The sequence below is a fragment of the Streptomyces litmocidini genome, from assembly GCF_014649755.1.
Taxonomy (GTDB): domain Bacteria; phylum Actinomycetota; class Actinomycetes; order Streptomycetales; family Streptomycetaceae; genus Streptomyces; species Streptomyces litmocidini.
In genome coordinates, this window is the sequence record NZ_BMTQ01000004.1 from 22,601 (window position 1) to 39,144 (window position 16,544).

Annotated in this window: 17 protein-coding genes; 8 read left to right on the forward strand and 9 right to left on the reverse strand. The window is 74.7% G+C overall.

Annotated elements, in window-relative coordinates; genetic code table 11:
- Positions 1–75: 75 nt before the first annotated feature.
- Together yaaA and eda are read left to right on the forward strand one after the other, a co-directional pair.
- Positions 76–843: a peroxide stress protein YaaA gene (gene yaaA, locus IE180_RS09680; RefSeq protein ID WP_190156418.1), complete on the forward strand. Its 768-nt coding sequence runs from the start codon at positions 76–78 to the stop codon at positions 841–843.
- Between the two features lie 65 nt (positions 844–908).
- Positions 909–1,556 (forward strand): bifunctional 4-hydroxy-2-oxoglutarate aldolase/2-dehydro-3-deoxy-phosphogluconate aldolase, encoded by a 648-nt coding sequence (gene eda / locus IE180_RS09685; protein WP_190156419.1) that lies wholly within the window; start codon positions 909–911, stop codon positions 1,554–1,556.
- On the opposite strand, the gene IE180_RS09690 is transcribed toward eda, so the two are convergent.
- From IE180_RS09690 to IE180_RS09710, 5 genes are all read right to left on the reverse strand, one after another.
- Complete coding sequence (locus tag IE180_RS09690; RefSeq protein ID WP_190156420.1) at positions 1,546–2,361, reverse strand: GNAT family N-acetyltransferase; 816 nt, start codon at positions 2,359–2,361, stop codon at positions 1,546–1,548. The genes eda and IE180_RS09690 overlap by 11 nt on opposite strands.
- A gap of 49 nt (positions 2,362–2,410) precedes the next feature.
- Positions 2,411–3,982, reverse strand: coding sequence for a bifunctional RNase H/acid phosphatase (locus IE180_RS09695; protein ID WP_190156421.1), 1,572 nt, complete (start codon positions 3,980–3,982; stop codon positions 2,411–2,413).
- A complete protein-coding gene (locus IE180_RS09700) occupies positions 3,982–4,725 on the reverse strand; it encodes a zinc ribbon domain-containing protein (RefSeq protein WP_190156829.1) in 744 nt (247 codons plus the stop codon). Before IE180_RS09700 ends, IE180_RS09695 begins: the two co-directional genes overlap by 1 nt.
- The gene (locus IE180_RS09705) at positions 4,722–5,540 is read right to left on the reverse strand and encodes a Nif3-like dinuclear metal center hexameric protein (protein WP_190156422.1); all 819 of its coding nucleotides are present in this window, start codon (positions 5,538–5,540) and stop codon (positions 4,722–4,724) included. Before IE180_RS09705 ends, IE180_RS09700 begins: the two co-directional genes overlap by 4 nt.
- Positions 5,541–5,690: 150 nt before the next feature.
- A complete protein-coding gene (locus IE180_RS09710; protein WP_190156423.1) occupies positions 5,691–6,725 on the reverse strand; it encodes an ABC transporter substrate-binding protein in 1,035 nt (344 codons plus the stop codon).
- A gap of 230 nt (positions 6,726–6,955) precedes the next feature.
- On the opposite strand from IE180_RS09710, the gene IE180_RS09715 reads away from it, so the two are divergent.
- Positions 6,956–8,101 (forward strand): hypothetical protein, encoded by a 1,146-nt coding sequence (locus IE180_RS09715; RefSeq protein ID WP_190156424.1) that lies wholly within the window; start codon positions 6,956–6,958, stop codon positions 8,099–8,101.
- A 47-nt stretch (positions 8,102–8,148) separates the two neighbouring features.
- Entirely contained in the window at positions 8,149–8,283 is a 135-nt protein-coding gene (locus IE180_RS37140) for a hypothetical protein (RefSeq protein ID WP_268255444.1), read from the forward strand.
- Between the two features lie 152 nt (positions 8,284–8,435).
- Here the strand turns inward: IE180_RS37140 and IE180_RS09720 are convergent, their stop codons facing one another.
- Genes IE180_RS09720 through chsH3 form a run of 3 tightly spaced genes read right to left on the reverse strand, consistent with a single transcriptional unit; the run spans position 8,436 to position 11,362 of the window.
- A complete protein-coding gene (locus tag IE180_RS09720; protein ID WP_190156425.1) occupies positions 8,436–9,380 on the reverse strand; it encodes a 3-oxoacyl-ACP reductase in 945 nt (314 codons plus the stop codon).
- Between the two features lie 13 nt (positions 9,381–9,393).
- The gene (locus tag IE180_RS09725; RefSeq protein WP_190156426.1) at positions 9,394–10,470 is read right to left on the reverse strand and encodes a Zn-dependent alcohol dehydrogenase; all 1,077 of its coding nucleotides are present in this window, start codon (positions 10,468–10,470) and stop codon (positions 9,394–9,396) included.
- A 37-nt stretch (positions 10,471–10,507) separates the two neighbouring features.
- The gene (chsH3, locus tag IE180_RS09730; protein ID WP_190156427.1) at positions 10,508–11,362 is read right to left on the reverse strand and encodes an enoyl-CoA hydratase ChsH3; all 855 of its coding nucleotides are present in this window, start codon (positions 11,360–11,362) and stop codon (positions 10,508–10,510) included.
- A 274-nt stretch (positions 11,363–11,636) separates the two neighbouring features.
- Here chsH3 and IE180_RS09735 point away from each other — a divergent pair, with 274 nt between their 5' ends.
- The 4 genes from IE180_RS09735 to IE180_RS09750 are packed head-to-tail and all read left to right on the forward strand — an operon-like array spanning position 11,637 to position 15,036.
- Positions 11,637–12,545 (forward strand): ABC transporter ATP-binding protein, encoded by a 909-nt coding sequence (locus IE180_RS09735; protein ID WP_190156428.1) that lies wholly within the window; start codon positions 11,637–11,639, stop codon positions 12,543–12,545.
- Complete coding sequence (locus tag IE180_RS09740) at positions 12,542–13,264, forward strand: ABC transporter permease (protein WP_373302712.1); 723 nt, start codon at positions 12,542–12,544, stop codon at positions 13,262–13,264. The genes IE180_RS09735 and IE180_RS09740 overlap by 4 nt, the downstream gene beginning before the upstream one ends.
- Before the next feature lie 9 nt (positions 13,265–13,273).
- A complete protein-coding gene (locus IE180_RS09745) occupies positions 13,274–14,434 on the forward strand; it encodes a sensor histidine kinase (RefSeq protein ID WP_190156429.1) in 1,161 nt (386 codons plus the stop codon).
- Positions 14,431–15,036, forward strand: coding sequence for a response regulator transcription factor (locus tag IE180_RS09750; protein ID WP_093876367.1), 606 nt, complete (start codon positions 14,431–14,433; stop codon positions 15,034–15,036). Before IE180_RS09745 ends, IE180_RS09750 begins: the two co-directional genes overlap by 4 nt.
- Positions 15,037–15,067: 31 nt before the next feature.
- On the opposite strand, the gene IE180_RS09755 is transcribed toward IE180_RS09750, so the two are convergent.
- Positions 15,068–16,501, reverse strand: coding sequence for an MFS transporter (locus IE180_RS09755; RefSeq protein ID WP_190156430.1), 1,434 nt, complete (start codon positions 16,499–16,501; stop codon positions 15,068–15,070).
- Positions 16,502–16,544 lie beyond the last annotated feature (43 nt).

Sequence of the window (16,544 nt, forward strand, 5' to 3'; positions counted from 1 at the left end):
GGGCGGGGTCCGGGACCTCGTACGCTGGAGCGTCGGGGCCGCACCCCCTCCCCGTACGGACGAAGGAGAACCACCGTGCTCGTGCTGTTGCCGCCCTCCGAAGGCAAGGCCTCCTCGGGGCGCGGGGCGCCGCTCAAGCCCGCATCGCTGTCCCTGCCGGGGCTCGCGGAGGCGCGGGCGGCGGTCCTGGACGAGCTGGTCGAGCTGTGCGCCGCCGACGAGGAGAAGGCGCGCGAGGTGCTCGGCCTGAGCGAGGGGCTGCGCGGCGAGGTCGCGAAGAACGCGGAGCTGCGGACGGCGGGCGCCCGCCCGGCCGGGGAGGTCTACACGGGCGTGCTGTACGACGCGCTGGGGCTGGCGACCCTGGACGCGGCGGCCCGGGAGCGGGCGGGGAGCTCGCTGCTCGTGTTCTCGGGGCTGTGGGGCGCGGTGAGGGTGACGGACCGGATCCCGTCGTACCGCTGCTCGATGGGGGTGAAGCTGCCCGGTCTCGGGGCGCTCGGCGCGCACTGGCGGGGGGCGATGGCCTCGGTGCTGCCGGAGGCGGCCGGGGACGGTCTCGTCCTGGACCTGCGTTCGTCGGCGTACGCGTCGGCGTGGAAGCCGAAGGGGGAGGTCGCGGCCCGGACGGCGACGGTGCGGGTGCTGCACGCGCCGACCCGGAAGGTGGTCAGCCACTTCAACAAGGCGACGAAGGGCCGGATCGTGCGGAGCCTCCTGGAGGCGGGCGCGGAGCCGGGCTCGCCGACGGAGCTGGTGGAGGCGCTGCGGGATCTGCGGTACGTCGTGGAGGAGGGCGGGAAGGCGGGGACGCTCGACGTCCTCGTGGACGAGATCCACTAGCACCGGCGTTGCGTCCTCCGCAACGCTCGTTGCGGGTGTCGCTCGTCCTGGGCAGGATGACGCCCATGACGAGCGTGTTCGGGCTTGCCCCGGGGGGCCGTGACGTCCCCGTCGTCCCCGTCGTCGTGATCGAGGACGCCGCCGACGCCGTGCCCCTGGCCCGGGCCCTGGTGGCCGGCGGGCTGCCGCTGATCGAGGTCACCCTGCGCACCCCGGCCGCGCTCGACGCCGTCCGCGCGATCGCGGCCGAGGTGCCCGGGGCGGTGGTCGGCGCGGGCACCGTCGTCTCGGCGGCCGGGGTCGCGGACGCGGTGGGCGCGGGGGCGCGGTTCCTGGTCAGCCCGGGATGGACCGAGCGGCTGCTCGGCGCGATGCGGGACTCCGGCGTGCCGTTCCTGCCGGGGGTGTCGACGGCCTCGGAGGTCGTGGCCCTCGTCGAACGCGGGGTCGAGGACATGAAGTTCTTCCCGGCCGAGGCGGCGGGCGGCGTCCCGTACCTGAAGTCCCTCGCGGGCCCGCTCCCCCGGGCCCGCTTCTGCCCCACGGGCGGCATCTCCCCCGGCTCCGCCCCCGCCTACCTGGCCCTGCCGAACGTCGGCTGCGTCGGCGGCACGTGGATGCTGCCGCCCGCCGCGCTCGCCGCCCGCGACTGGGGGCGCGTGGAGTCCCTCGCGCGCGGCGCGGCGGCGCTGCGGGAGCCGGTCAGCGCGTGAGCCCGGTGAACGCCACGCGGAGGTGGTCGGTCACCGGCCGGTAGCCGAGGCGCCGGTAGAGGGCGTTGCTGGTGGGGTTGGCCAGGTCCGTGAAGAGCAGGACCTGCGACGCCCCGGCGTCGAGCGCGGCCCGGCCGGCCGCCTCGGTGACACCGGCCGCGTACCCCCGGCCGCGCTCGGCGGGCGGGGTGTGGACGAGGTGGAGACGGACCTGGCCCTCGGTCGTGCGGGAGACGGCGGCCATCGAGACCGGGCGGCCGTCGGGCCCCTCCCAGAGCCACAGCCGTCCCTCGGAGATCCGTTCGGTGACGAAGCCGGTGTAGTCCTCGGCGGGCTCCTCCCCGATGGCCACCGCGTACTCACCCGTCCAGGCGGCGACGAGCGGCACATCGGCCCCGGTGGCGAGGCGCGCCCTGCCGGCCGGGGCCGGGTCCGGCGGGGTCGGCTCGCCGAGCCGGAAGAGCCGCAGCCGGACAGTGGGTGTCCAGGGGCGGCCGGTGGCCTCCGCGTACGCCTCGACGGCGGCCGTCTCGCCGCCCACCTGCGTCGGTTGCTCCCCGGGCAGCCCCCCGGGGAGGGCGAGCGCGCGGGCGGCCGCCTCCGTCATGACCCCGAGGGCGGGCACGCCGGCCGGCGCCACCGCGAGGACGCCGGTGACCGTGCCGTCCGCCTCCTCCCACCAGCCGAGCCGCCCGGCCCTGTCCATGAGCGTGAGCACGACGGTGTTGCGGACGGGGTCGGCGGCGAGGTGCTCGGCGGCGGCGGCCCGGAAGACCGCGGCGCTGTCGGTGAAGGACCAGGTCATACGGATGATGGTGGTCCGGGGCCGGGCGCAGGCGCCAGCGGTTTTGCGGCTACCTCAGGTGCGAGGTGTCGTTGAGGAGCCGTACGGAGGCGTTGCCGTCGGCGTAGTAGGCCACGGCCGAGATCGAGGCGGCCGACAGCTCCATCCGGAACAGCGACTCCGGCGGGGCGCCGAGCGCGAGCCGGACCAGGGTCTTGATCGGCGTGACGTGGGTGACCAGGAGGACCGTGCGGCCCGCGTACGCGGCGGTCAGCCGGTCCCGGGTCGCGGCGACGCGCCGGGCGACGGTCGCGAAGCTCTCGCCCCCGCCGGTCGGCGCGGCCTTCGGCGAGGCCAGCCAGGCGTCGAGGTCCTCCGGGTACCGCTCGCGGACCTCGCCGAACGTCAGGCCCTCCCAGGCGCCGAAGTCGGTCTCCCGCAGGCCCTGCTCGATCCGCACGTCCAGGCCGAGCCGGGTGGCGACGACACCGGCGGTCCGGCGGCAGCGGGCGAGCGGCGAGCTGACGATCTCCTGGACGGTGCCGCGCGCGGCGAGCGCCTCGGCGACGGCCTCGGCCTGTCGCAGCCCGGCCGCCGACAGCTCGGGGTCGCTCCCCCCGCTCCCCGAGAAGCGCTTCTCGGGCGTGAGCGCGGTCTCCCCGTGCCGCAACAGCACGAACGTCGCGGGCGCCCCCATGTCCGGCCCGGTCCAGCCCTGGCGGGGGGCGGCGGGAGCGTGGACGGTGGCCGCCGGCGCCGGCGTGGTGCCGGCCGCGGCGGTTCCCGGGGGACCGGCCGCGGGCGCTCCGGACCCGGTGGTCCCCGCGCCCGGGGCCTCGGCACGGGCCGTGCGGCCCACCGGGGCCAGGGCTCCCGCCTCGGCCTCGAAGTCACCGGAGGCCACCGAGGCCGCGACGGCCTCCTCGGCGGCGGACGGGGCGGTTGACGGGACGTCGTCCGGGGCGGTGGACGGGACGTCGAACAGGGTGTCGTCCGGGGCGGTGGACGGGGCCGTCGGGCGCGACACGGCGGTCGGCCAGGCGCCCGATCCCGTGCCCGTACCGCTCGTGCCCGGAGCGGCCACCGGTCCGGCGCCGGAGACCAGCGCCGCGCGCGCCCGCGCCGCGCCCGCCGTCGCGTCGCCGGGCGGGCCCGAGGGGGGCGGGGCCGCGGCGTTGCGGGCGGCCGTGGCGTCCAGGCCCGCCGTGGAGGCCGAGGGCTCCCACCGGAGGCCCCGCTTGCCCGCGTCCATCGCCTCGTTCGCGAGCCGGTCCGCGTGCTTGTTCCGCTCGCGCGGGATCCACTCGTAGCGGACCCGGCCGGGCGGGAAGACCCGTCCGGCCTCGGCCGCGAGCGGCTTCATGTCCGGGTGCTTGATCTTCCAGCGGCCGGACATCTGCTCGACGACCAGCTTGGAGTCCATGCGGACGTGGACGAGGGCGTCCGGGAAGAGTTCCCGGGCCGCCTTCAGGCCCGCCACGAGGCCCTTGTACTCGGCGACGTTGTTCGTGGCCACGCCGATGTACTCGGCGGCCTCCGCGAGGGTCTCCCCCGTCGCCGGGTCGAGGACGACCGCGCCGTAGCCGGCGGGCCCCGGGTTGCCCCGGGAGCCGCCGTCCGCCTCGACCACGAGTTCGCGCATTACAGGCCGGACTCCGAGGTGCGGACGAGGATCCGGCGGCAGTTCTCGCACCGGACGACCGTGTCGGCCGCGGCGGCGCGGACCTCGTTGAGCTCGGTGATGTTGAGCTCGATGTGGCAGCCCTCGCACTTGCGCTGGTACAGGCGGGCCGCGCCGACGCCGCCCTGCTGCTCGCGCAGCTTCTCGTACAGCTTGATCAGGTCGGCCGGGACGGAGCCCGCGACGAGCTCGCGCTCCTTGGCGACGGAGGTCGCCTCGGCGTCCAGCTCGGCCTGCGCGGCGTCGCGGCGCGCGGTGGCGTCGTCCACCTTGGCCTGCACGGCGGAGACCCGCTCGGTCAGCTCGGCGAGGCGCTCCTGGACGGCCTCGCGGCGCTCCATGACCTCGAGGACGATCTCCTCCAGGTCGCCCTGGCGCTTGGCGAGGGAGACGATCTCGCGCTGGAGGTTCTCCAGGTCCTTCGGGGAGGAGACGGCGCCGGAGTCGAGCCGCTGCTGGTCGCGGGCGGCGCGCTGGCGGACCTGGTCGACGTCCTGCTCGGCCTTGGTCTGCTCGCGGCCGCAGTCGCTCTCCTCGGTCTGCGCGGCGACGAGCAGGTCGCGCAGCTGGGTGAGGTCCTTGGTCAGCGCCTCGATCTCGGCGTGCTCGGGCAGCGAGCGGCGCTTGTGGGCGAGCTGCTGGAGGCGGACGTCCAGGGCCTGGACGTCGAGGAGGCGGATCTGGTCGGCGGGCGCGGCGTTCAGTTGGGGGCTCCAGGGGAGGTGTGGTGGGAGGACCAGGGGTCGGTGACCGTCTTCGAGACGTGGACGCGGAGGTCCCAGCCGTGGCGGTCGGAAATCTCGTCGAGCTGCGCGGCGGCCTGCTCGCACCAGGGCCATTCGGTGGCCCAGTGGGCGGCGTCGACCAGGCCCAGCGGAGAGTGCTGGGTGGCCTCGGAGACCGGGTGGTGGCGCAGGTCGGCGGTGAGGAAGGCGTCGACGCCCGCGGCTCGTACGGCGTCGAAGAGACTGTCCCCGGAGCCGCCGCTGACGGCGACGCGGCGCACGGTCATGGCGGGGTCGCCGGCGACCCGGACGCCCTGGGCGGTGGCGGGCAGCCGCTTCGCCGCGCGGGCGGCGAAGTCGGCGAGGGTCTCGGGGCGGTCGAGCTCGCAGATCCGGCCGAGGTTGTTCTCGGGGACGAGGGGCCCGGTGACCCGGAGGTCGAGCGCGCCGGCGAGGGCGTCGGAGACGCCGGGGTCGGCGGTGTCGGCGTTGGTGTGCGCGACGTGGAGGGCGATGTCCTGCTTGATCAGGGTGTGGACGACGCGGCCCTTGAAGTGGCCGGCCGCGACCGTCGTCGTACCGCGCAGGTAGAGCGGGTGGTGGGTGACGATCAGGTCGGCGCCGAGGGCGACGGCCTCGTCGGCGATCTCCTGGACGGGGTCGACGGCGAAGAGGACGCGGGTGACCTCGGCGTCGGGGTCGCCGCAGACGGTGCCGACGGCGTCCCACGACTCGGCTCGCTCCGGTGGCCAGAGGGCGTCGAGCTCGGCGATGACTTCAGACAGACGGGGCACGAGGGAAAGGCTACCTGTCTCCTCTTTGCGCCTGAACCGGCGCCGCTCTCGCGGAGGCGGCGGGCCGCCGTCGGGGTTCCTCGATCGTCGGTCGCGGTGGTTTCGGGCCGAGGAGGCCCCCGGCGCCGGTTCGGTGCCGGGCCCCGTCGCCTACTTCACGAGGTCGGCGCGCAGGTCGTCGAGGACGCTGTTCGCGGCCGTGACGCCGAGGCCGAGGTACCAGGTCTCGTCCGGGACGTCCTTGGCCCGGCCGGCCTTGACGGCCTGGAGGTTCTTCCAGAGCGGGTTGGCCTGGGCGGTGTCCTTCTTGGTGGCCTCGGCGTCGCCGTAGACGCCGGTGAAGATCCAGTCGGCGTCGGCCTCGTCGATCCTCTCGGGGCTGATCTCGGCCGCGAGCTCGTCGATCTGCTGGTTCTCGGGCCGGGGCAGGCCGACGTCCTCCAGGATCGTGCCGATGAAGGAGGCCTCGGCGTAGAGGCGGATCTTGCCGGGGAGGTAGCGGACCATGGAGACGGTCGGCTTGTCGGGGCCGATGTCCGCACCCAGCTGCTCGGCCTTGGTCTCGTACGCGGCGAGCTTCGCCTTCGCCTCGGCGGTCCTGTCGAGGGCGGCGGCGTTGAGGAGGTAGTTCTCCTTCCAGGTGAAGCCCGGGCGGACGGAGAACACGGTGGGCGCGATCTTCGACAGCTCGTCGTACTTGTCGGCGGCGCGCAGCTGGCTGCCGAGGATGAGGTCGGGCTGGAGGTTGGCGATGGCCTCCAGGTTGAGGTTGTTGATGGTGCCGACGGACTTCGGGGTGCCGGCGTCCTTCGCGAGGTAGCCGGGGATGCCGTCGTCGCCTTCGGAGGGGGCGTAGCCGACGGGCTTGACGCCGAGGGAGACGACGTTGTCGAGCTCGCCGACGTCGAGGACGACGACCCGCTCGGGGGCGGCCTCGATCTCGGTCTTCCCGAGGGCGTGGGTGAGGGTGCGGGGGAACTGGCCGGGCTTCGCGTCGGTGCCCATGGCCGCGGTCCTGGCCGCGGCGTCGCCGAAGTCCTTGCCGCCGGTGGCGACGTCCTTCTTCTTGGCCGTGTCCTCCTTCCCGGCGGGGGCGGAGGACCCGTCGCCGCTTCCGCAGGCCGCGAGCGAGAGCGCGGCGGCGAGGGCGACGGCGGCGGCGGTGCCGCGGCGGCGGAGGGACATGAGGAGGCTCCTGTACGGGTCATCCTGGCGGGGACACGGGCACGACCCAACGGAGGCGCAACCTCCACTTAGGTTCGCCTTACCTTACTCACCATGGGCCACTCCAGCACAACCACCCCCTCCCCCTCAGCCGAACCGCCGGACGGCCACCCTTATGTGTGAAGTGGGCGGGCTCGTGCTGTTCGGCTGGGAGTGCGAAAACTAGCTTCGTCGCTGGAGGTGACCAGTCGATGACAGCGTGTGCCATCGAGACCACGGCCGAGGACGACGACCGCGCCGGGAAGCAGGGCGGGGGCGCCGGATGGCCGACGGGGTTCACGATCACGGCCAACGGCGCGTACGCGGCCAGGCTCGCGGGCGAGGGCGACGCCCTGTACGTGGAGAGGTGGACCCTCGACGGCCCCGAGCCGTACGCCGTGCCGCTCCCCCTCGACCAGCCGGAGGAGCCGGGCACCCGGCTGCTGCCCCTCGCGGACGGCCGGGTCCTCGTCGCCCGCCGCGTCGACGGCCGGCGGAACACCTTCTCGCTGCTGTACCCCACCGGCCCGGCCACCGGCGAGCTCCGTCTCGGCTCGGTGGAGGCGCCCGGATCCGAGCGGCTGGTGCTGCTCCCGCCCTCGCCGGACGGCATCTGCGCGTACGCGATGTGCGTCGGCCCCGACACGACGACGCTGTGGCTGGTGGCGGGCGGGGCCTTCGGCCCGGAGCGGGTGGCGGAGGTCAAGGGCCGCTGCACGGGCGGGGTGTGGCTCGACCGCACGGGCCGGATGCTCGCGCTGGACCGACGGCTCGACGACGGGCCGGTGAAGGCGGTCGCCGTCGACCTGGAGCGGGGCGGGGAGGTGACGCCGCTGCTCCAGATCACCGAGGAGAGCGACGACCGGCTGCTGCTCGCCGATCCCGACAGCGGACTGCTCCTGATCCGCTCCGACGCGCCGGGGCACGACCGGCTCGGCTGGGGCGTGCTCGGCAGCCTGCTGCCGGTGCGGTTCCCCGAGTGCCTGCGGCTCGACGACGCGGCCGTGACGCCGTTCGCGGTGCAGCCGGGGCAGGTGCTGATGCCGGAGAGCTGCGCGGTGGCGCTGCGGATCGACGCGGCGGCCGGCAGCTGGGTGGGCGTCTGGCAGCCCTCCTCCCGCCGGATGGCCCAACTGGCCGCGCCCCAGGGCTGGCTGGCCGGGGCGGGCCTGTGGACGGCCGAGGGCGTGCTGCGGCTTCCGTACGCGACGGCCGAGGTGCCGTGCGGGCTCGCGGGCCTGGAGATGCCGCCGGAGCCGGAGCCCGAGCCCGAGCCGGTGGTCGTCGAGGAGCCCCGGGTGTGCCGCCCGGTGCCTTTGCAGCAGGCTCCTCTGACGGACCGCGGACCGGCTCGTTAGACTCACGGCCGCACAGCAAGAGCAAGACGTACGGGGTGAGTTCCAGCATGTCCGAAGGAAGCACGCAGGGTACGGAGTCGCACGGCTCCGGGAAGCACCGCGGTCAGGCGTCCCCGGTGGAGGACTCCACGTCCTCGCCGCACGGCCGGCACCGCCGCGAGGGCGACGCCCACGCGCACTGAGGGAAGAAACGAAGGGCCCCGGGATCGCCCCCGGGGCCCTTCGCCTTTCCCCACCGCCACGCCGTGGCTCGCCTTTCCCCACCGCCACCCCGTGGCTCGCCTTTCCCCACCGCCGCCCCGTGGCTCGCCCTTCCCACCCCCGCCCCCGTGGCTCAGCCCTTCTTCAGGCCCAGCACCTCCGTCGCCGCGAAGGTCTCGCCCGCCGGGCGGGAGGCGTAGTGCGGGGTCAGGAGGGAGTCCAGCTCCTCGTACGTGAACGCCCCCTTGGCCGTGTCGAACTTGGCCGAGACCCTCGGCCGGTCCACGACCGCCACCATCCCGCCGTGCACGACCAGCAGCTGTCCGTTGACCCCGGCCGCCGCCGGGGACGCCAGATAGCCGACGAGCGGGGCCACGTGGTCCGGGGACAGCGGGTCGAGCTCGCCCTCGGCCGTCGGCTCGGCGAAGCCGGCGAAGACGTCCTCGGTCATCCGCGTCCTGGCCCGGGGGCAGATCGCGTTCACCGTGACCCCGTACCGGGCGAGCGCGAGCGCCGACGAGGTGGTCAGGCCCACGATGCCGCCCTTGGCCGCCGCGTAGTTCGGCTGGCCGGCCGAGCCCGCGAGGAAGGCCTCCGAGGAGGTGTTGACGATGCGGCCGTGGACGCCGCTCTCGCCCGCCTTGGCGCGGCCCCGCCAGTGCACCGCCGCGAAGTGGGTGGTGTTGAAGTGGCCTTTGAGGTGGACGCGTACGACCGAGTCCCACTCGTCCTCGCTCATCGAGAAGACCATCCGGTCGCGCAGGATGCCCGCGTTGTTGACCAGGACGTCCAGCTTCCCGAACTCGGCCACCGCCAGGTCGACCAGGGCCCGCGCCGTCTCGAAGTCGGAGACGTCTCCGAGGTGGGCGACCGCCCGGCCGCCCGCCGCGCGGATCTCCGCCGCGACCTCCTCGGCGGGCGCGGCGGAGGCCTCGCCCGAGCCGTCGCGGCCGGGCTGCCCGTAGTCGTTGACGACGACGGCGGCGCCGAGCCGGGCGAGTTCCAGGGCCTCGGCGCGGCCGAGCCCGCGCCCGGCGCCGGTGACGATCGCGCTCAGCCCCTCAAGAGGCAGTGACATGACCGGAGTCCTCTCAGATCTCGATGCAGGTGCGGAGGGCCGCGCCGGTCCGCATCTGCTCCAGGGCCTCGTTGACGCCCGCCAGCGGCACCCGGTGGGTGATCAGCGATTCCAGGTCGATGCGGCCGGCCCGCCAGAGCGCGATGGCGCGTTCGTACGAGCGGAGCACGTCCCCGCCCCCGTACATCGAGGGAAGGATCCGCTTCTCGTCGAAGAACAGCTCGAACATGTTGAGCTGGAGGAAGTCGTCGAGGGCGCCCGCGCCGACGACGCAGAGGGTGCCGCCGCGGCGGGTCGTCTCGTACGCGGTGCGGGCGGTGGCGGACCGGCCGACGACCTCGAAGACGTAGTCGAAGCCCTCGCCGCCGGTGATGCGCTGCTTGGCGTCGGCGAGCGCCTCGGGGGCGACCGCCTCGGTGGCGCCGAACCGCAGCGCGGCCTCGCGCCGGGACTCGACGGGGTCGACGGCGACGATCTGGGCGGCGCCCTGGAGCCTGGCGCCCTGGATCGCGGAGATGCCGACGCCGCCGCAGCCGATGACGGCGACCGACGACCCGGCCTCCACCCCGGCGGTGTTGATGGCGGCCCCGAGGCCGGTGGTGACGCCGCAGCCGATGAGGGCGGCGATGTCGAAGGGGACGTCGTCGGGGATCGGGACGGCGCAGCCCGCGTCGACGACGACCTCCTCGGTGAAGGTGCCGGTGCCGGCGAAGCCGAAGACGTCCCCGCCGGGGCGCCTGAAGTTGGGCGTGCCGGCGTTCATGAAGCCGGCCAGGCACAGCTGGGTCTGGCCGCGCCTGCAGGAGGGACAGCTGCCGCAGGCGGGCAGCCAGCAGAGCAGGACCCGCTGCCCCCGGGCGAGCCCGGTGACGCCGTCGCCGACGTCGAGGACCTCGCCGGCGCCCTCGTGGCCGGGGACGAAGGGGGCGGGCTGCGGCAGGACGCCGCTCATGGCGGAGACGTCGGAGTGGCACAGGCCGGTGGCCCGCACCCGGATCCGCACCTTGCCGGGGCCGAAGCCCACCGCCTCGACGTCGTCGAGGACCTCGAGTTTTTCCTGGCCGATCTCGTGCAGTACGGCTGCGCGCATGGTGCGGCTCCCCTCGGGCGATCGGGCGATCGGGCGGTCAGGCGTGTTCGACGAGGGTGTCGGCGAGGACCGGGGCGTCGTCGCGCTCCACGGCCGTCACCGCCACCTGGACGCGGCCGTCGCCGGCCCACATCCGGATGCGCAGGGTCTCGCCGGGGAAGACGATCCCGGCGAAGCGCGTGCGGTACGCGCGGACGCGGGTGACGTCTCCGCCGAGCAGCGTGTCCACCACCGCCTTGAGGGTCATGCCGTACGAGCAGAGGCCGTGCAGGATCGGCCGGTCGAAGCCGGCGAGCGCGGCGAACCCGGGGTCGGCGTGGAGCGGGTTCCAGTCCCCGGAGAGCCGGTAGAGCAGGGCCTGTTCCTCGCGGATCGGCCGCTCGACGTCGGCGTCGGGCGCGCGGTCCGGGAGCGGGAGGCGCTCGGAGGGGCCGCGGTCGCCGCCCCAGCCGCCCTCGCCGCGGACGAAGATCGAGGCGTCGCTGGTCCAGAGCGGGCCGTCCTCGTCGGCGGCCTCGGAGCGCAGGACGAGGACGGCGGCCTTGCCCTTGTCGTACACGGCGGCGACGCGGGAGGTGGAGACGGCCCTGCCGCCGGTGGGCAGGGGGCGGTGGAGGGTGATCGACTGGCCGCCGTGCAGGACGGCGGCGAGGTCGATGTCGATGCCGGGGGCGGAGAGCCCGCCGACGACGCCCATGCCGGCGCCCGCGACGGTGGCGAAGCTGGGCAGGACGTGGAGCCGGGACTCCAGGGTGTAGCGGAGCTCGTCGGGGTCGGTCGCGGGGACGCCCGCGCCGAGGCCCAGGTGGTAGAGCTGGACGTCCTTGTGGTCCCAGGAGATCTCGACGCTGCGGGGTTCGGCGGCGACGGCCTTGACGGGGTCGATGGGCATCGGGCTGCTGCTCCTCGTTCCGTGGAAGGCCTCGGCGCGGCCGTCCGCACCGTCGGCCGCACCGAGGCCGTGCGGGGACCGTCCCGTACGCGCCCGTTCTAGAACGCGTTCTAGGTCGGTGGACCCCCTGTATAGCCGAGCCGACAGGAGTTGTGAACCCTCCTGACGGATTGTCAGAAACCCTGTGGGGCGCGGCACCCGGGACATTTGTCACGGCCAGGTCCGTACATCCACGCCTGCCGGGCCACGGCCCCCGATTCGTAGCGTCGTCCCCATGAAGAACGAGACAGCGGTCGCCTTCACCGGAGTCACCCGGTCCTTCGGAGCGGTCCGCGCCGTGGACGGCATCGACCTCAGCATCCGGCGCGGCGAGACCGTCGCCCTGCTCGGCCGCAACGGCGCCGGCAAGTCCACCACCATCGGCCTGCTCCTCGGCCTCGACGAGCCCGACGGCGGCGAGGTGCGGCTCTTCGGCGACGCGCCGGCCCGCGCCGTCGCGGCCGGCCGGACCGGCGCGATGCTCCAGGACGGCCGCCCGGTCCCCCGGGTCACCGTCCGCGAGCTCGTCACCTTCGTCGCCCGCACCTACCCGAAGCCCATGCCGGTCGCCGAAGCCCTCGCGCTCGCCGGCCTCACCGGCCTCGCCGACCGCCGGGTCGACCGCCTCTCCGGCGGCCAGGTCCAGCGCGTCCGCTTCGCCGTCGCCCTCGCCGGCAGCCCCGAACTGATCGTCCTCGACGAGCCCACCGCCGCCCTCGACGTCGAGGCCCGCGAGGCCTTCTGGGACTCGATGCGCGGCTACGCCCGGCGCGGCAACACCGTCCTCTTCTCCACCCACTACCTGGAGGAGGCCGACGCCCACGCCGACCGGATCGTCGTCATCGACTCCGGCCGCGTCCTCGCCGACGGCACCGGCGAGGAGCTCAGGCGCGCGGCCGGCGGCAGCCTCGTCGCCTTCGACCTGGCCGGTGGCCCCAGCGAGGGCCTGGACCTGCTTCCCGGCGTGACCTCCGTGGAGATCCGCGGCGACCGCGCCCGGCTCCACACCGAAGACTCCGACGCGACCGTCCGCGCGCTCGCCGGACGGAACGCGATCCGGGGCCTCGAAGTCGCCCCCGTGTCCCTCAACGACGCCTTCCTCGCCCTCACCGCGCACGCCCGGCCCCTGGAGACGACCCGATGATCACCGAGTACGTACGCCTCGAAGTCCGCCGCACCCTGCGCGACACCGGCTTCGCCCTCGGCGCCGTCGCCGTCCCGGTGATGATGTACCTCCTCTTCACCAACCTCGGCGGCCAGAACGAGGAGGAGTGGAAGACCGCCTCCATGATCGGCATGGCGGCGTACGGGGCGCTCGGCGCCGCCCTGTCGATCGGCACGGGCGTCGCCGAGGACAAGGGGTCCGGCTGGCTACGGCAGCTGCGGATCACCCCGATGAGCCCGCGTCAGGTCGTCACCGGCCGCGCCCTCACCGGCTCGGTGGTGGTGCTGCCGTCGATCGTCGGGGTCCTCCTCGCCGGCGGCCTCGTCAACGGCGTCCACCTGGCGGCCTGGGAGTGGGCCGTGGTCGCGCTCGCCCTCTGGCTCGGCTCGCTCCCCTTCACCCTCCTCGGCATCGGCAACGGCTACCGGTTCACCGCGCAGACGACCGGGGTCGCGAACATCGCCTGCAACCTGGGCCTCGCGGTCCTCGGCGGCCTGTGGTTCCCGGTGAGCCTCTTCCCCGACTGGCTGCGGTCCCTCTCCGCGTACACCCCGACCAACCGCTTCGCCGAACTCGGCGTCTCGGTCGCCGGCGGCCACGCCCCGGGCGCGGCGGCACTGGCGGTCATCGCGGTCTGGGCGGCCCTGTTCGGGACGTACGCGGCGGTCTCGTACCGTCGTTCGGCGAGGACGTCGTAGGGAGTGGGCATGACCGACAGCGTGTGGGGGCGGGCCGTGACGGCACGGAAGAAGTACCTGGCGGACCGGGGACCGAGCGGACTGAGCCTCCTCCCCTGGCTGCTCATGGGCCTCGGCGCGCTCTCCCACCTCCTCGGCGGGGACGCGCCCAACCCGTGGATCGGCGGCCTCGGACTGCTCGCCTTCAACACCCTCTACATCGCGATCGTCTTCCGGGCCTTCGACCGCGGCCGCCGCGAGGCCCCGCTGACCTGGTGGCTCCTCTCCGCCCTCGGCGCGCTCACCTTCGGGCTCGCCATCGGCTACGGCGGGGACTGGCTGCTCCTCCTCCCGCTCCTGGGCCTCACGGTCGGCGCGGTGGTCCGGCGGGGCAGGCGGCTGCCCCTGATCGCGTTCCCGCTGGTCGTCGCGGCCGGGGCGGTGACGTTCTGGAAGGACGACTGGGGCTCCGTCGGCATCGTGTACGGCACCTTCATCTCGATCATGGTGACGGCGGCGATCCTCGCCCTCGACGAGACGGTCCGGGAGCTGCGGGCGACCCGGGAGGAGCTGGCCAGGACGGCCGTCGAGAAGGAACGGCTGCGGTTCTCGCGCGACCTGCACGACCTGCTCGGACACACCCTCTCGGTGATCGTGGTGAAGTCGGAGGTCGTCCGGCGGCTCGCCCCGCGCGACCTCGACGCGGCCCTGGCCCAGGTCGCGGACATCGAGTCGGTGGGCCGTCAGGCGCTCACCGAGATCCGCGAGGCGGTCACCGGCTACCGCGAGGGCAGCCTCGCCACCGAGCTGGACCGGGCGCGCGACGCGCTCTCCTCGGCCGGCATCGAACCGGTCGTACGCCGCTCGGGCCCGCTCCTGGAGCCCCAGACGGAGGCCCTGCTGAGCTGGGTGGTGCGGGAGTCGGCGACCAACGCGATCCGGCACAGCGGCGCCACCCGCTGCGAGATCGGCCTCACCGGCACCGCCGACCGCATCCGCCTCACCGTCACCGACAACGGCCACGGCCCCTCCGACGCCGTCCCGGGCAGCGGACTGCGCGGCCTGCGCGAGCGGGTCGCCGCGGCAGGCGGCACCCTTGACTCGGGACCGGCCCCGCGGGGCGGGTTCCGGGTCACCGCGGAGCTCCCCGTGGAGACCCCCGCACCGCACGAGGGGGAGCCCACGGAATGATCAGACTGCTGCTCGCCGAGGACCAGGGCATGATGCGCGGGGCGCTGGCCCTGCTGCTCGGGATGGAGCACGACATCGAGGTCGTCGCGCAGGTCGGACGGGGGGACGAGATCGTCGACGCGGCGCTCGTCGCGCGCCCGGACGTGGCCCTGCTCGACATCGAGCTTCCGGGACGTTCGGGCCTGGACGCGGCGGCGGACCTGCGGGACGAGGTCCCGGACTGCAAGGTCCTGATCCTCACCACCTTCGGCCGCCCCGGCTACCTGCGGCGGGCGATGGAGGCGGGCGCGGCGGGCTTCCTCGTGAAGGACGGCCCCGTGGAGGACCTGGCCGAGGCGGTCCGCCAGGTGCTGCGGGGCGAGACGGTGATCGACCCGGCCCTCGCGGCGGCGGCCCTCAGCGCGGGCCCGAACCCGCTGACGGGCCGCGAGCGGGACGCCCTGGCGGCCTCGGTGGACGGCGCGACGATCGCGGACATCGCCGCGTCCCTGCACCTCTCGGAGTCGACGGTACGGAACTACCTGTCCTCCGCGATCGGCAAGACGGGCACGCGGAACCGGATGGAGGCGGTGCGGGCGGCGCGGCGGCAGGGGTGGTTGTGAGCCCTGGGGTTCCGCTTCGGCAGGGCCGGCTCTAACCCTTCGTACGCCTCGGCAGCCACACCAGCATCAGCAGGGCCGCGCCGACGAGGACGGCCGTCGAGACGCGGAAGGCCGCCGCGTAACCGGCGGTGAGGCCGGCCGGGGTGGCGGCCGGGCCCGTGACGGCGGTCGCGAGCGTCGTCAGGGCGGCGATGCCGAGGGCGCCGCCCATCGTGCGGGAGGTGTTGACGAGGCCGGAGACGAGGCCCGCGTCGCCCGGGGCGGCGCTGGACGTGGCGAGGGCGGCCAGCGGGGTGGTCGCCAGGCCGATGCCGCCCATCATCAGGATGCCGGGCCCGAGGACCGTCGTCAGGAAGCTGCCGTCGACGGTCATCGTCGACTGCCAGGCGAAGCCGGCGGCCCCGACGAGCGCACCGGTCACCGCGAGGTTCCGGGCACCGACGGCCGGCATCAGGCGCGGGGCCAGCTTCGAGCCCAGGACGACGGCGAGGGAGCTGGGGACGAGCGCGAGACCGGCCCGGAGCGGGGTGTAGCCGAGGACGCCCTGCGCGTACGTCGTCATGAAGAACCACATGCCGAAGGAGCTCGAACCGCACAGCAGGATCCCCACGTTGGCCGCCGACACCGCCCGCGTGCGGAAGAGCTTCAACGGCATCAGCGGGGCCGCCGTGCGGGCCTCGACGGCCACGAAGAGCGCGAGGAGCGCGAGGCCGCCGAGGAGCGTCAGCAGGGTCGCCGGGTCGGTCCAGCCGGCCGCCTCGGTCTGGACGATGCCGTACGCGAGGGTGGCGAGGCCCGCGGTGACGAGGACGGCGCCCGGCAGGTCGAGGCGGCGGCCGGTGCCGGTGCGGCCCTCGCGGAGCCGGAGCAGCGCGCCCGCCAGGACGAGGACGCCCACGGGGACGTTGACCAGGAGGACCCAGCGCCAGGAGAGCAGGTCGACGAGGAGCCCGCCGACGAAGCCGCCCGCCGCGCCGCCGGCCGCGCCCACCGCCGTCCAGGTGGCGATGGCCCGGGTCCTGGCGGAGCCGGCCGGGACGGCGCCGGTGACCAGGGTCAGGGTGGCCGGGGAGAGGAGGGCCGCGCCGAGGCCCTGGGCGGCGCGGCCCGCGACGAGCTGCCAGCCCTCCTGGGCGAGGCCGCCGACGACCGAGGCGGCGGTGAAGAGCCCGAGCCCGAGCAGGAACATCGCCTTGCGCCCGTAGAGGTCGGCGGCCCGGCCTCCGAGCAGCATGAACCCGGCGAAGGCGATCGCGTACGCGCTGATCACCCACTGCAGTCCTGCCGCCGAGAGCCCGAGGTCGGACCGCATCGACGGCAGCGCCACGTTCACGACGGAGACGTCGAGGACGACGAGGAACTGTCCCGCGCAGGCGACCAGGACGACCGTCCAGGCGCGGGGGGAGGGAGGGGCGGCGGAGGACGTGGGCGTGGTGACGGAGTCGGTCTGCGGCATGGATGTCATGGTCGCAGACCGCTTCTGCCCCGTACATACGTCCCTCGTAGGT

Excerpts from the sequence above, each read along its gene's own strand:
- IE180_RS09715 (WP_190156424.1), top strand. The coding sequence starts at position 6,956 with ATGACAGCGTGTGCCATCGAGACCACGGCCGAGGACGACGACCGCGCC.
- IE180_RS09695 (WP_190156421.1), bottom strand. The coding sequence starts at position 3,982 with ATGCGCGAACTCGTGGTCGAGGCGGACGGCGGCTCCCGGGGCAACCCG.
- IE180_RS09735 (WP_190156428.1), top strand. The coding sequence starts at position 11,637 with ATGAAGAACGAGACAGCGGTCGCCTTCACCGGAGTCACCCGGTCCTTC.
- IE180_RS09690 (WP_190156420.1), bottom strand. The coding sequence starts at position 2,361 with ATGACCTGGTCCTTCACCGACAGCGCCGCGGTCTTCCGGGCCGCCGCC.
- IE180_RS09710 (WP_190156423.1), bottom strand. The coding sequence starts at position 6,725 with ATGTCCCTCCGCCGCCGCGGCACCGCCGCCGCCGTCGCCCTCGCCGCC.
- eda (WP_190156419.1), top strand. The coding sequence starts at position 909 with ATGACGAGCGTGTTCGGGCTTGCCCCGGGGGGCCGTGACGTCCCCGTC.
- chsH3 (WP_190156427.1), bottom strand. The coding sequence starts at position 11,362 with ATGCCCATCGACCCCGTCAAGGCCGTCGCCGCCGAACCCCGCAGCGTC.
- IE180_RS09720 (WP_190156425.1), bottom strand. The coding sequence starts at position 9,380 with ATGTCACTGCCTCTTGAGGGGCTGAGCGCGATCGTCACCGGCGCCGGG.
- IE180_RS09755 (WP_190156430.1), bottom strand. The coding sequence starts at position 16,501 with ATGACATCCATGCCGCAGACCGACTCCGTCACCACGCCCACGTCCTCC.
- IE180_RS09725 (WP_190156426.1), bottom strand. The coding sequence starts at position 10,470 with ATGCGCGCAGCCGTACTGCACGAGATCGGCCAGGAAAAACTCGAGGTC.
- IE180_RS37140 (WP_268255444.1), top strand. The coding sequence starts at position 8,149 with ATGTCCGAAGGAAGCACGCAGGGTACGGAGTCGCACGGCTCCGGGAAG.
- IE180_RS09745 (WP_190156429.1), top strand. The coding sequence starts at position 13,274 with ATGACCGACAGCGTGTGGGGGCGGGCCGTGACGGCACGGAAGAAGTAC.
- IE180_RS09740 (WP_373302712.1), top strand. The coding sequence starts at position 12,542 with ATGATCACCGAGTACGTACGCCTCGAAGTCCGCCGCACCCTGCGCGAC.
- IE180_RS09750 (WP_093876367.1), top strand. The coding sequence starts at position 14,431 with ATGATCAGACTGCTGCTCGCCGAGGACCAGGGCATGATGCGCGGGGCG.